The following is a 13,196-nucleotide window of genomic DNA, read 5'->3' on the forward strand; positions in this document are numbered from 1 at the left end:
CGCGCTGGAAGGTGCCGGGCCGGGCTGGTTTTCGCGGCCCGCGCCGGATTTCAGCGCAAGCGCGAAATCCGGCGCGGGCACGAAAATCAAGCCCGGCCGGCGATTGAGGCCGAGCGGCGAAGCCGCGACAAGGGGGTCTGGGGCGCAGCCCCAGGGTCGGGGTCCGGGGGCGGAGCCCCGGGAAACGGAGAAAGGGCGGGACCGGGGCACAACTCCCCACCCCGCCCCACCCCCACGCACCCTCAACGCACGAACACCCCCGCCTGACCCGCAAGGTCGAGGAAGTACTGAGGGGCAACCCCGAGCACCACCGTCACCGCGACCCCCACCCCGATCGCCACCGTCGTCAAAGGGCTCGGCACCGCCACCGCCGGCCCCCCCTCCTTCGGCTCGCTGAAGAACATCAGCACGATCACCCGGATGTAGAAGAACGCCGCGACCGCCGAGGACACCACACCCACGATCACCAGCGGCACCGCCCCACCCTGCGCCGCCGCCTTGAACACCGCGAACTTCCCGGCGAAGCCGCTCGTCAGCGGAATGCCCGCGAACGCGAGCAGGAAGACCGCGAACACGGCCGCGACCAGCGGCGAACGACGCCCCAAACCCGCCCACTTGGACAGGTGCGTCGCCTCCCCGCCCGCATCCCGCACCAGCGTCACCACCGCGAACGCGCCCAGCGTCACAAACGAATAGGCCGCCAGGTAGAAGAGCACCGACGAGACGCCCTCCGGGCTGACCGCGAGCACACCGGCGAGGATGAAGCCCGCGTGCGCGATCGACGAGTACGCGAGGAGCCGCTTCACATCCGTCTGCGTCACCGCGACGACCGCACCGACAAGCATCGTCAGGATCGCCACGCCCCACATCACCGGACGCCAGTCCCACCGCAGCCCCGGCAGCACCACATACAACAGCCGCAACAGCGCCCCGAACGCGGCGACCTTGGTCGCGGCGGCCATGAAACCGGTGACCGGCGTAGGCGCACCCTGATAGACATCGGGCGTCCACATATGGAACGGGACCGCGCCGACCTTGAACAGCAGCCCCATCAGCACCATCGCCCCGCCGATGAGCAACAGCGCGTCATTGCCAGTGGTCGAGGCGAGCGCCGGATCCACCGAGCGCACCGCACCGCTCACCACATCCGCGATGCCGGAGTACGTCACGGTGCCCGCATAGCCGTACAGCAGCGCGATGCCGAAGAGCAGGAACGCGGACGAAAACGCGCCGAGCAGGAAGTACTTGACCGCCGCCTCCTGCGACAGCAGCCGCTGCCGCCGCGCCAGCGCGCACAGCACATACAGCGGCAGGGAGAAGACTTCCAGCGCCACAAACAGCGTCAACAAATCATCCGCGGCAGGGAAAACCAGCATCCCACCCACCGCGAAGAGCAGCAGCGGGAAGACCTCCGTCGTCGTCCAGCCCGCCTTGACCGCCTCCCGCTCCGCCTCGCCACCCGGCACCGCCGCCGCCTGCGCGGCGAAGGAGTCGACGGGGCGGCCGTGCGCCGCGGGGTCGAGCCGGCGCTCGCCGAAGGTGAAGGCGGCGACCAGCGCGACGAGGAGGATCGTGCCCTGGAGGAACAGCGCCGGTCCGTCGACCGCGACGGCGCCCATCGCCGCGACGTGCGCCTTGTCCGTGCCGTAGCCGTCGGCCCCGAGCGCGACGACGGCGGCGAAGGCCGCGGCCAGGCCGACCACGGTCAGCAGCAGTTGGGCGTGCTGGCGGGTGCGGCGCGGGAGGAACGCCTCGACGAGAATGCCCAGGACGGCCGTGCCGAGAACGATCAGTGCCGGCGACAGCTGCGCGTACTCGATGTGCGGAGAGGGGATCTTCTTGGGCGCGTCCCGGAGCGCCGGGAACGCCGACGACACCGAAGTCGAAGCCGTTGTCCACAGGCTGTGGACAGTTGCTGTGTGCGTCACTTCGCGCCCTCCGCTTGGCTCACGCGAACATCGGGTTGCGGATCGGTCTTGTGAACCTGCGACATCGTCTGCTCGACAGCGGGGTCGATGATGCGCGTCAGGGGCTTGGGGTAGACGCCGAGGAAGAGCAGCAACGCGATCAGCGGTGCGACGACGGCGAGTTCGCGCACGCGCAGATCCGGCATGCCGCGCACCGGCTCCGCCACCGGCCCGGTCATGGTGCGCTGGTAGAGCACCAGCACATAGAGCGCGGCGAGCACGATGCCGAGCGTCGCGATGCCGCCGACCACCGGGTGGCGGCTGAACGTGCCGACCAGGACGAGGAATTCGGAGACGAAGGGCGCGAGCCCCGGCAGCGACAGCGTGGCGAGACCGCCCACCAGGAAGGTGCCCGCGAGGACCGGGGCGACCTTCTGCACCCCGCCGTAGTCGGCGATGAGCCGGGAGCCCCGCCGCGAGATCAGGAACCCGGCGACCAGCATCAACGCGGCAGTGGAAATGCCGTGGTTGACCATATAGAGCGTGGCACCGCCCTGGCCCTGGGTGGTCATCGCGAAGATGCCCAGGATGATGAAGCCGAAGTGCGAGATCGAGGCGTAGGCGATCAGGCGCTTGATGTCCCGCTGCCCGACGGCGAGCAGCGCGCCGTACAGAATGCCGATCACCGCCAGCGTGATGATCACGGGGGTCGCCCACTTCGACGCCCCCGGGAAGAGCTGGAGGCAGAAGCGGAGCATCGCGAAGGTGCCCACCTTGTCGACCACCGCGGTGATCAGGACGGCGACCGGGGCGGTGGCCTCGCCCATCGCGTTGGGCAGCCAGGTGTGCAGGGGCCACAGCGGCGCCTTGACCGCGAAGGCGAAGAAGAAGCCGAGGAACAGCGCCCGTTCGGTGACGGTGGCGAACTCCAGCTTCCCCGCCGCCCGGGCCTGGACGATCTCCTGGAGCGAGAAGGTGCCCTGGCCGAGCTGGTGCGCGGTCACCGCGTACAGCCCGATGACGGCGGCCAGCATGATCAGGCCGCCGGCCAGGTTGTAGAGGAGGAACTTCACGGCGGCGTACGAGCGTTGGGCCGCCGCCTCCTCGGCGGAGCGCTGCCCCGCCCGGTCCCCGAAGCCGCCGATGAGGAAGTACATCGGGATGAGCATGGCCTCGAAGAAGATGTAGAAGAGGAAGACGTCGGTGGCCTCGAAGGAGATCACCACCATCGCCTCGACCAGCAGGATCAGCGCGAAGAAGCCCTGGGTGGGCCGCCAGCGCCGGTCGGCGGAGGCGCCCTCGAGCGGGTCGGCGTCATGCCAGCCGGCCAGCATGACGAACGGGACGAGCACCGCGGTCAGGGCGATGAGCACCACCGCGATGCCGTCCACGCCCAGGTCGTAGCGGACCCCGAAGTCCGCGATCCAGGCGTGCGATTCGGTGAGCTGGAACGTGCTCCCGGAGCCGGGGTCGAAGCGGATCAGCTGGGCCGCCGCCAGACCGAGCGTGACCAGGGAGAAGGCCAGCGCGAGCCACTTGGCGCTCGTACGCCGCGCGGCGGGCACGGCGGCGGTGACGACCGCGCCGAGCGCGGGAGTTGCCGCCGTGACCGTGAGCAGGGGGAAAGACATCGGTTACACCGCCCTCATCAGCAGGGTCGCGGCGATGAGCACCGCCGCGCCGCCGAACATCGAGACCGCGTACGACCGCGCGAAGCCGTTCTGCATCCGGCGCATCCGGCCCGAGAGGCCGCCGACGGAAGCGGCGGTGCCGTTGACGACGCCGTCGACCAGCGTGTGGTCGACGTAGACGAGGCTGCGGGTGAGGTGCTCCCCGCCGCGCACCAGCACGACATGGTTGAAGTCGTCCTGGAGCAGGTCGCGCCGGGCCGCCCGGGTGAGCAGCGAGCCGCGCGGGGCGGTGACGGGCACTGCCCCGCGGCCGTACTGCGCCCAGGCGAGCGCGACGCCCACCACGAGGACGGCCATGGTCGCCCCGGTGACAGCGAGCGAGCTGACGGGCGAGTGGCCCTCCGCGTGCCCGGTCACCGGCGCCAGCCACTTCAGGAACGTGTTGTTGACGCTGAACAGGCCACCGGCGAAGACCGATCCGAAGGCGAGGATCACCATCGGGACCGTCATGGTCCGCGGCGACTCGTGCGGATGCGGCAGGTTGCCCTTCGCGTCGGGCTGCCAGCGCTTCTCGCCGAAGAACGTCAGCACCATCACGCGCGTCATGTAGTACGCCGTGATGGCGGCGCCCAGCAGGGCCGTGCCGCCGAGGATCCAGCCCTCGGTGCCGCCCTTGGCGAAGGCCGCCTCGATGATCTTGTCCTTGGAGAAGAAGCCGGACAGCCCCGGGAAGCCGATGATGGCGAGATAGCCGAGGCCGAAGGTGATGAAGGTGACCGGCATGTACGTCCGCAGGCCGCCGTAACGCCGCATGTCGACCTCGTCGTTCATGCCGTGCATCACGGAGCCGGCCCCGAGGAAGAGGCCCGCCTTGAAGAAGCCGTGGGTCACCAGGTGCATGATGGCGAAGACGTAGCCGATCGGACCGAGGCCGGCGGCGAGGATCATGTACCCGATCTGGGACATCGTCGAGCCCGCGAGAGCCTTCTTGATGTCATCCTTCGCACAACCGACGATCGCACCGAAGAGCAGCGTGACCGCGCCGACCACGACCACCGCGGTCTGGGCGTCGGGCGCCCCGTCGAAGATCGGCCCGGAGCGGGTGATGAGGTAGACGCCCGCAGTCACCATCGTGGCGGCGTGGATGAGGGCCGAGACCGGGGTGGGGCCCTCCATGGCGTCGCCGAGCCAGCTCTGCAGCGGCACTTGGGCGGACTTGCCGCACGCCGCGAGCAGCAGCATCAGCCCGATCGCCGTGAGCCTGCCCTCGCCCGCCCCGTCGGCGTGAGCAAGCACGGGGCCGAAGGCGAAGGTGCCGAACGTCGTGAACATGATCATGATCGCGATCGACAGACCCATGTCGCCGACGCGGTTGACGATGAACGCCTTCTTCGCCGCGGTCGCCGCGCTCGGCTTGTGCTGCCAGAAACCGATCAGCAGGTACGAGGCCAGGCCCACGCCCTCCCAGCCCGCGTACAGCAGGAGGTAGTTGTCGGCGAGGACGAGCAACAGCATCGCGGCGAGGAAGAGGTTGAGGTAACCGAAGAAGCGTCGCTTGCGCTCGTCGTGCGCCATGTAGCCGACCGAGTACAGGTGGATCAGCGAGCCCACGCCGGTGATCAGCAGCACGAAGGTCATCGACAGCTGGTCGAGCTGGAAGCCGACGTCCGCGCGGAAGCCGCCGACCGGCACCCACTGGAAGACCGTCACCCGCAAGGTGCGCGAGGCGCCGCTCTTGCCGAGCATGTCGGCGAACAGCACCACGCCGAGGGCGAAGGACACGGCGGCGAGGGCGGTGCCCACCCACGGCCCGCTCCGGTCGAGTCTGCGCCCGCCGCAGAGCAGCACCAGCGCACCCAACAGCGGCGCCAGGACGAGCAGTCCGATGAGGTTCTCCACGTCAGCGTCCCCTTACAGCTTCAGCAGACTGGCGTCGTCGACCGAGGCCGAGTGACGGGCGCGGAAGACCGACACGATGATCGCGAGGCCGATGACGACCTCGGCGGCGGCCACCACCATCGTGAAGAACGCGAAGATCTGGCCGTCGAGATTGCCGTGCAGCCGGGAGAAGGTGACGAACGCGAGATTGCAGGCGTTCAGCATCAGCTCGACACACATGAAGACGACGATCGCGTTCCGCCGGATGAGCACACCGACGGCTCCGATGGTGAACAACAGGGCGGCCAGATAGAGATAGTTGACCGGATTCACTGAGCGCCTCCCTTCTCCTTCAAGCCGCTGCCCTTCGAGCCCTCGCCGCGGTTGCGTCCCAGCCATGCGCGCGAGCGCTGCTCCAGCGCCGCCAGTTCCTCCATCGCCTGGCCCGAGACATCACGGACCTGGCCCCGGGACCGCAGCGTCGCACTGACGCTGGCCTCGGACGGGGAGCCGTCCGGCAGCAGGGCGGGGATGTCCACCGCGTTGTGCCGGGCGTAGGTGCCGGGCGCGGGCAGGGGCGTGACCTGCTCGCCCTTGCGCACGCGCGCCTCGGACAGCCGGCGCTGGGAGAGGACCTCCGTGCGCTGCCGGTGGGTGAGGACCATCGCCCCGACGGCCGCGGTGATCAGCAGGGCGCCGGTGATCTCGAAGGCGTACACATACCGGGTGAAGATCAGCGCCGCCAACCCCTCAACGTTTCCGCCGGAGTTGGCCTGACCCAGACCGTCGAAGGTGCGCAGCGAGGCGTTGCCGATCCCGGCGGCCAGCAGGATGCCGAAGCCCAGCCCGCACAGCGCGGCGAGCCACCGCTGGCCCCGGATGGTCTCCCGGAGCGAGTCGGCGGCGCTGACGCCGACGAGCATGACCACGAACAGGAAGAGCATCATGACCGCGCCGGTGTAGACGACGATCTGCACGACGCCGAGGAAGTACGCGCCGTTCGCGAGGTAGAAGACGGCCAGCACGATCATGGTGCCCGCGAGCGAGAGCGCGCTGTGCACGGCCTTCTTCATCAGCACCGTGCCGAGCGCGCCCAGCACGGCCACGACCGCGAGCACCCAGAACTGGACGGCCTCACCGGTGGAGGTGGAGGTGACGGAAGCGGCGGCGAGCCCGCTCATGCTTCCACCCCCTCATCCTGCGGCTTCTCCCCCTTGGACACGGCGACTTGGCGCACCGTGCCCGGAGCGGCCTCGGTCACCAGGCCCCGGTAGTAGTCCTTCTCGTTCGTCCCCGGATAGATCGCGTGCGGGGAGTCGACCATGCCGTCCTCGAGACCGGCGAGCAGCTCTTCCTTGGTGTAAATGAGCGAGGTGCGGCTGCTGTTGGCCAGCTCGTACTCGTTGGTCATGGTCAGCGCCCGGGTCGGGCACGCCTCGACGCACAGGCCGCACAGGATGCAGCGCAGATAGTTGATCTGGTAGACCCGGCCGTACCGCTCGCCCGGCGAGTAGCGCTCCTCGTCGGTGTTGTCCGCGCCCTCGACATAGATCGCGTCCGCCGGGCAGGCCCAGGCGCACAGCTCGCAGCCGATGCACTTCTCCAGGCCGTCGGGATGCCGGTTGAGCTGATGACGGCCGTGGAAGCGCGGCGCGGTGGGCTTCTTGTACTCCGGATACTGCTCGGTGAGGCGCTTCTTGAACACGTCCTTGAACGTCACGCCGAAGCCGGCCACCGGATTCTTGTGAGAAGACGCAGCCTTGCGGGAAGATTCAGCGGGCACCGTCACCCTCCTTTCCGTCACGGACAGTATCGACGCCACCGCTGACAATGAGCTCCTGTTGCCCGCGCGGGCGCCTGCGCGGCACCGGCGGCAGGGTCTGCCCCGGCAGCGGCGGCACGGGGAACCCGCCCGCCATCGGGTCGAATCCGTCGCCGGCCCCGGGCCCGGGCTCGGGCTCGGCCCGCTCCCGCTCCGCGCGGTCCCGGAAGATGTCGAAGACGAACGAGAGCAGCAGGATCCCGACGACCGCGCTCGCGACGTACAGCAGGATCGACTGGAAGTCGTAGTTCTCGTTCCGCAGGGCCCGTACGGTCGCGACGAGCATCAGCCAGGTCATCGACACCGGGATGAGGACCTTCCACCCCAGCTTCATGAACTGGTCGTAGCGCAGCCTCGGCAGCGTCGCCCGCAGCCAGATGAAGAAGAACAGCAGCAGCTGGAGCTTGATGACGAACCAGAGCAGCGGCATCCAGCCGTGGTTGGCGCCGGCCCAGAACGCCGAGATCGGGTACGGGGCCCGCCAGCCGCCCAGGAAGAGCGTGACCGCGACCGACGAGACGGTGACCATGTTGACGTACTCGGCGAGCATGAACAGCGCGAACTTGATCGACGAGTACTCGGTGTTGAAGCCGCCGACCAGGTCGCCCTCGGACTCGGGCAGGTCGAACGGCGCGCGGTTGGTCTCGCCGACCATCGCCACGATGTAGATGATGAACGAGACCGGCAGCAGCAGGATGTACCAGCGGTCGTGCTGCGCCTCGACGATCGCCGACGTCGACATCGACCCCGAGTAGAGGAAGACGGAGGCGAAGGCGACGCCCATCGCGATCTCGTACGAGATCATCTGCGCGCACGACCGCAGCCCGCCGAGCAGCGGATAGGTCGAGCCGGAGGACCAACCGCCCAGCACGATGCCGTAGATGCCCACCGAGGCCGTGGCCAGGATGTAGAGGACGCCGATCGGCAGGTCCGTCAGCTGCATCGTGGTGCGGTGGCCGAAGACGGAGACCTCGTCGCCCGCCGGGCCGAAGGGGATCACGGCGATCGCCATGAACGCCGGGACGGCCGCGACGATCGGCGCGAGGATGTAGACCGCCTTGTCCGCGCGCTTGACGACAACGTCTTCCTTGAGCATCAGCTTCACGCCGTCCGCGAGGGACTGCAGCATGCCCCACGGCCCGTGCCGGTTCGGGCCGATGCGCAGCTGCATCCACCCGATGATCTTGCGTTCCATGACGATCGACACGAGCACCGTCAGCATGACGAACGCGAAGCAGAAGACGGCCTTGACGAGCACCAGCCACCACGGGTCGCGGCCGAACATCGACAGGTCGTCGACGGCCAGTTGCTCGACTTGCTCGACGGCCAGTTGAGCGATCACGACCGCACCTCCGGTGCCTCGGCTTCGGTGTCCTCGCCCGGGGCCGGGCCGATCCGGACGAGCTCCCCGGGGCGCGCCCCGGTGTCGGAGGCGACGCCGCCCCCCACGGAGTTCAGGGGCAGCCAGACCACCCGGTCCGGCATGGGGGTGACGCACAGCGGCAGCCGGACCGTGCCGGCCGGGCCGTGCACGGCCAGCGTGCCGCCGTCGCGGACGCCCGCCTCCGCCGCGGTGGCCGCCGAGAGCCGGGCGAGCGCCGGATGGCGGGTGCCGGCGAGGGCGTCGTCGCCGTCCTGGAGACGGCCCTGATCGAGCAGCAGCCGGTGCCCTGCCAGCACCGCCTCGCCCTCGGCGGGCGCCGGGAACGACCGGGCGGGCTCGTTCGGGTCCGCGGAGTACGAGCCGTCCCAGCGGCCCAGCCGGGCCAACTCGGCACGTACGGACGGCAGATCGGGCAGGTCGAGCGGCGCGTCCATCGTGTCCGCCAGCATGTGCAGCACCCTGGCGTCCGCCGAGACATGCCGCCGCGTCATCTGATCGGGCTTGACCGCGGCCTCGAACGGGCGAGCCCTGCCCTCCCAGTTGACGAAGGTGCCCGCCTTCTCCGCGACGGCGGCGACCGGGAACACGACGTCCGCCCGGTCCGTCACCTCGCTCGGCCGCTGCTCGAGGCTGACCAGGAAGCCGATCGCGTCCAGCGCCTCCCGGGCCCGCGCGGGGTCCGGCAGGTCCGCGGGCTCGACCCCGGCCACGACCAGGGCGCCCAACTCGCCGGTGGCGGCGGCCTCGAGGATCTGCCCGGTGTCCCGGCCCGGGCTGCGCGGCAGCTCGTCGACGCCCCAGGCGGCCGCCGTCTCCTCGCGCGCCCGCGGGTCGGTCGCCGGGCGGCCGCCGGGCAGCAGGCCCGGCAGGGCCCCCGCCTCGACGGCGCCCCGCTCGCCGGCCCGCCGCGGGATCCATACCAGCGCCGCCCCGGTCGCGGACGCCGCCGCCACCGCGGCGGTCAGCGCCCCCGGCACGCCCGCGAGCCGCTCGCCCACCGCGATCACCGCGCCGTCCGCGCGCAGCGCGTCGGCGGCGGCCTGCCCGTCCGCGTCCAGGCCCGAGCCCTCGGCGAGCGCCCTCAGCCACTCGGGCTCGGTGCCGGGGGCGGTCGGCAGCAGCGTGCCGCCCGCCTTCACCAGACCGCGGGTCGCGTGCGTCGCCAGCGAGAACGTCCGCTGACCCCGCTTGCGCCAGGCCTTGCGCAGCCGGAGGAAGGCCCCGGGTGCCTCCTCCTCCGCCTCGAGCCCGGCGAGCAGCACGGCGGGCGCCTTCTCCAGCGCCGTGTACGTCACCCCGGCGCCGTCCAAGTCCCTTCCCCGCCCGGCGACTCGGGCCGCGAGGAAGTCGGCCTCCTCACCGCTGTGCACCCGGGCCCGGAAGTCGATGTCGTTCGTGTCGAGCGCCACGCGCGCGAACTTCGCGTAGGCGTAGGCGTCTTCGAGCGTCAGCCGCCCGCCCGTCAGCACACCGGCCCTGCCCCGCGCCGCCGCCAGCCCGCGCGCCGCCGCCTCGAGGGCCTCCGGCCAGCCCGCCGGCTCCAGCACGCCCCCGGCGCCGCGCACCAGCGGCGTCTCGAGCCGCTCCGGCCGCTGCGCGTAGCGGAACGCGAAGCGGCCCTTGTCGCACAGCCACTCCTCGTTGACCTCGGGGTCGTCGGCCGCGAGCCGCCGCATCACCTTGCCGCGCCGGTGGTCCGTACGGGTCGCGCAGCCGCCCGCGCAGTGCTCGCACACCGACGGCGACGACACCAGGTCGAAGGGCCGGGCGCGGAACCGGTACGCCGCCGAGGTCAGCGCGCCCACCGGGCAGATCTGGATCGTGTTGCCCGAGAAGTACGACTGGAAGGGGTCGCCCTCGCCGATGCCCACCTGCTCCAGCGCACCGCGCTCCAGCAGCTCGATCATCGGGTCGCCCGCGATCTCGTTCGAGAAACGGGTGCAGCGTGCGCAGAGCACACACCGCTCGCGGTCCAGCAGCACCTGCGTGGAGATCGGCACCGGCTTCTCGTACGTCCGCTTGCGGCCCTCGAAGCGGGAGTCCGCCTGCCCGGCGGTCATCGCCTGGTTCTGCAGCGGGCATTCGCCGCCCTTGTCGCAGATCGGGCAGTCGAGCGGGTGGTTGATGAGCAGCAGCTCCATCACCCCGCGCTGCGCCTTCTCGGCCACGGGCGAGGTGAGCTGGGTCTTGACCACCATTCCGTCCGTGCAGGTGATGGTGCAGGAGGCCATCGGCTTGCGCTGGCCCTCGACCTCGACGATGCACTGCCGGCAGGCGCCGGCGGGGTCCAGGAGCGGGTGGTCGCAGAACCGGGGGATCTCGATGCCGAGCAGTTCCGCCGCCCGGATCACCAACGTGCCCTTGGGGACGGATACTTGGATGCCGTCGATGGTGACGGATACGAGGTCGTCCGTCGCGGGTGCGCCGGGCGTCTTCGCGGTGACGGTCATACGTGCACCTCCGGGTGCGACTGATCGGCCCACACCGTGGACTTCGCCGGGTCGAAGGGGCAGCCCTTGCCCTTGATGTGCTGCTCGTACTCCTCGCGGAAGTACTTGAGCGAGGAGAAGATGGGGCTCGCGGCACCGTCGCCGAGCGCGCAGAACGACTTGCCGTTGATGTTGTCGGCGATGTCGTCGATCTTGTCGAGGTCTCCGATGCGGCCCTTGCCCGCCTCGATGTCGCGCAGCAACTGGACGAGCCAGTAGGTGCCTTCACGGCATGGCGTGCACTTGCCGCAGGACTCGTGGGCGTAGAACTCGGTCCACCGGGTGACGGCCCGTACGACGCACGTCGTCTCGTCGAAGCACTGCAGGGCCTTGGTGCCGAGCATCGACCCGGCGGCACCGACCGCCTCGTAGTCGAGGGGCACGTCCAGGTGCTGCTCGGTGAGCAGCGGGGTCGAACTGCCGCCCGGCGTCCAGAACTTGAGCGTGTGGCCGGGGCGCATGCCGCCGCTCATGCCGAGCAGCTGGCGCAGGGTGATGCCGAGCGGCGCCTCGTACTGTCCGGGGCAGGCGACATGGCCGCTGAGAGAGTAGAGCGTGAAGCCCGGGGACTTCTCGCTTCCCATCGAACGGAACCATTCCTTGCCCCTGTTGAGAATCGCGGGAACCGACGCGATGGATTCGACGTTGTTCACCACAGTGGGGCACGCGTAGAGCCCCGCCACCGCGGGGAAGGGGGGTCGGAGCCGGGGCTGGCCACGGCGGCCTTCGAGCGAGTCGAGGAGAGCCGTCTCCTCGCCGCAGATATAGGCGCCCGCCCCCGCGTGCACGGTGATGTCGAGGTCGAGTCCGCTCCCCAGGATGTTCCGGCCGAGGTAGCCCGCCGCGTAGGCCTCGCGCACGGCCTCGTGCAACCGCCGCAGCACGGGGACGGTTTCACCGCGCAGATAGATGAAAGCGCGGTCCGAGCGGATCGCGTAACAGGCGATGACCATCCCCTCGATGAGGGAATGCGGATTGGCGAAGAGGAGGGGGATGTCCTTGCAGGTGCCCGGTTCGGACTCGTCCGCGTTGACGACGAGGTAGTGCGGCTTGCCGTCGCCCTGCGGGATGAACTGCCACTTCATCCCGGTCGGGAAGCCCGCGCCGCCGCGTCCGCGCAGCCCGGAGTCCTTCACATACGCGATCACGTCGTCGGGGGTCATGGCCAGGGCCTTGCGCAGCCCCGCGTAACCCTCGTGGCGCAGATAGGTCTCCAGCGTCCATGAACGGGGCTGGTCCCAGAACGCGCTGAGCACGGGCGCGAGCAGCTTCTCGGGGCTGGTCTCGCTGATCTCTGGTGCCATGGTCATCCCTCCCCCTCCTCGGATGTCGGCTCGGACGCCGGCCGCTGCCCACGGGGCGGCGCGGTGCGCGGGGGTCCGACCTTGGGGCTGCCCTCGCCCTGTGCCAGCCGCAGCCCCGCCAGCGAGGCGGGCCCGGCGCCGCCGGACGCCTCGACGGCGCCCGGGCGTTCGTCGGGGAAGCCGGCCAGGATGCGGGAGGTCTCGCGGTAGGTGCACAGCGGCGCGCCCCGGGTGGGCTCGACCGTGTGCCCGGCGCGCAGGTCGTCGACGAGCCGGACGGCGCTCTCGACGGTCTGGTTGTCGAAGAACTCCCAGTTGACCATCACCACGGGCGCGTAGTCGCAGGCCGCGTTGCACTCGATGTGCTCGAGGGTGACCTTGCCGTCCGCGGTCGTCTCGCCGTTGCCCACCCCCAGGTGGCGGCGCAGCGCCTCGAAGATGGCATCGCCGCCCAGCACCGCGCACAGGGTGTTGGTGCACACCCCGACCTGGTAGTCGCCGCTCGGCCCGCGCCGGTACATGGTGTAGAAGGTCGAGACCGCCGTGACCTCGGCCGTGGTGAGGCCGAGCAGTCCGGCGCAGAACCGGACCCCGGTGCGGGTGACGTGTCCCTCCTCGGCCTGCACCAGGTGCAGCAGCGGCAGCAGCGCGCTGCGGCTGTCGGGGTAGCGGGCGATCACCTCCCGGGCGTCGGCCTCGAGCCTCTCCCGTACCTCGGCCGGGTAGTCGGGCGCGGGCAACTGCGGCATGCCCAGGCCTACTTGACTCGCCTGTCGACCTT

10 protein-coding genes are annotated in these 13,196 nt (G+C 70.4%); all 10 read right to left on the reverse strand.

What is annotated here, in order from left to right:
• Window positions 1-242 precede the first annotated feature (242 nt).
• Genes nuoN through nuoE form a run of 10 tightly spaced genes read right to left on the reverse strand, consistent with a single transcriptional unit; the run spans window position 243 to window position 13,164 of the window.
• Entirely contained in the window at window positions 243-1,928 is a 1,686-nt protein-coding gene (nuoN, locus tag ACV530_RS29010; RefSeq protein WP_494335608.1) for an NADH-quinone oxidoreductase subunit NuoN, read from the reverse strand.
• A complete protein-coding gene (locus ACV530_RS29015) occupies window positions 1,925-3,538 on the reverse strand; it encodes an NADH-quinone oxidoreductase subunit M (RefSeq protein ID WP_494335609.1) in 1,614 nt (537 codons plus the stop codon). The genes nuoN and ACV530_RS29015 overlap by 4 nt, the downstream gene beginning before the upstream one ends.
• Window positions 3,539-3,541: 3 nt before the next feature.
• A complete protein-coding gene (gene nuoL / locus ACV530_RS29020) occupies window positions 3,542-5,437 on the reverse strand; it encodes an NADH-quinone oxidoreductase subunit L (protein WP_494335610.1) in 1,896 nt (631 codons plus the stop codon).
• A gap of 12 nt (window positions 5,438-5,449) precedes the next feature.
• Window positions 5,450-5,749 (reverse strand): NADH-quinone oxidoreductase subunit NuoK, encoded by a 300-nt coding sequence (gene nuoK / locus ACV530_RS29025; protein ID WP_494335611.1) that lies wholly within the window; start codon window positions 5,747-5,749, stop codon window positions 5,450-5,452.
• Complete coding sequence (locus tag ACV530_RS29030; protein ID WP_494335612.1) at window positions 5,746-6,597, reverse strand: NADH-quinone oxidoreductase subunit J; 852 nt, start codon at window positions 6,595-6,597, stop codon at window positions 5,746-5,748. The genes nuoK and ACV530_RS29030 overlap by 4 nt, the downstream gene beginning before the upstream one ends.
• Complete coding sequence (nuoI, locus tag ACV530_RS29035; protein WP_494335613.1) at window positions 6,594-7,199, reverse strand: NADH-quinone oxidoreductase subunit NuoI; 606 nt, start codon at window positions 7,197-7,199, stop codon at window positions 6,594-6,596. Before nuoI ends, ACV530_RS29030 begins: the two co-directional genes overlap by 4 nt.
• Complete coding sequence (nuoH, locus tag ACV530_RS29040) at window positions 7,189-8,523, reverse strand: NADH-quinone oxidoreductase subunit NuoH (protein ID WP_494335688.1); 1,335 nt, start codon at window positions 8,521-8,523, stop codon at window positions 7,189-7,191. The genes nuoI and nuoH overlap by 11 nt, the downstream gene beginning before the upstream one ends.
• 53 nt (window positions 8,524-8,576) lie before the next feature.
• Window positions 8,577-11,072, reverse strand: a complete 2,496-nt coding sequence (locus ACV530_RS29045; RefSeq protein ID WP_494335614.1) for an NADH-quinone oxidoreductase subunit G — start codon at window positions 11,070-11,072, stop codon at window positions 8,577-8,579.
• On the reverse strand, window positions 11,069-12,421 hold the full coding sequence (gene nuoF / locus ACV530_RS29050; protein WP_494335615.1) for an NADH-quinone oxidoreductase subunit NuoF: 1,353 nt from the start codon (window positions 12,419-12,421) through the stop codon (window positions 11,069-11,071). Before nuoF ends, ACV530_RS29045 begins: the two co-directional genes overlap by 4 nt.
• Complete coding sequence (gene nuoE, locus ACV530_RS29055; RefSeq protein ID WP_494335616.1) at window positions 12,418-13,164, reverse strand: NADH-quinone oxidoreductase subunit NuoE; 747 nt, start codon at window positions 13,162-13,164, stop codon at window positions 12,418-12,420. Before nuoE ends, nuoF begins: the two co-directional genes overlap by 4 nt.
• Window positions 13,165-13,196 lie beyond the last annotated feature (32 nt).

Source organism: Streptomyces sp. SX-6, assembly GCF_059089585.1.

Bases quoted from the DNA above. Each gene is read 5' to 3' on its own strand.
- nuoE (WP_494335616.1), bottom strand. From the start codon at position 13,164: ATGCCGCAGTTGCCCGCGCCCGACTACCCGGCCGAGGTACGGGAGAGG.
- nuoH (WP_494335688.1), bottom strand. From the start codon at position 8,523: ATGTTCGGCCGCGACCCGTGGTGGCTGGTGCTCGTCAAGGCCGTCTTC.
- ACV530_RS29015 (WP_494335609.1), bottom strand. From the start codon at position 3,538: ATGTCTTTCCCCCTGCTCACGGTCACGGCGGCAACTCCCGCGCTCGGC.
- ACV530_RS29030 (WP_494335612.1), bottom strand. From the start codon at position 6,597: ATGAGCGGGCTCGCCGCCGCTTCCGTCACCTCCACCTCCACCGGTGAG.
- nuoF (WP_494335615.1), bottom strand. From the start codon at position 12,421: ATGACCATGGCACCAGAGATCAGCGAGACCAGCCCCGAGAAGCTGCTC.
- ACV530_RS29045 (WP_494335614.1), bottom strand. From the start codon at position 11,072: ATGACCGTCACCGCGAAGACGCCCGGCGCACCCGCGACGGACGACCTC.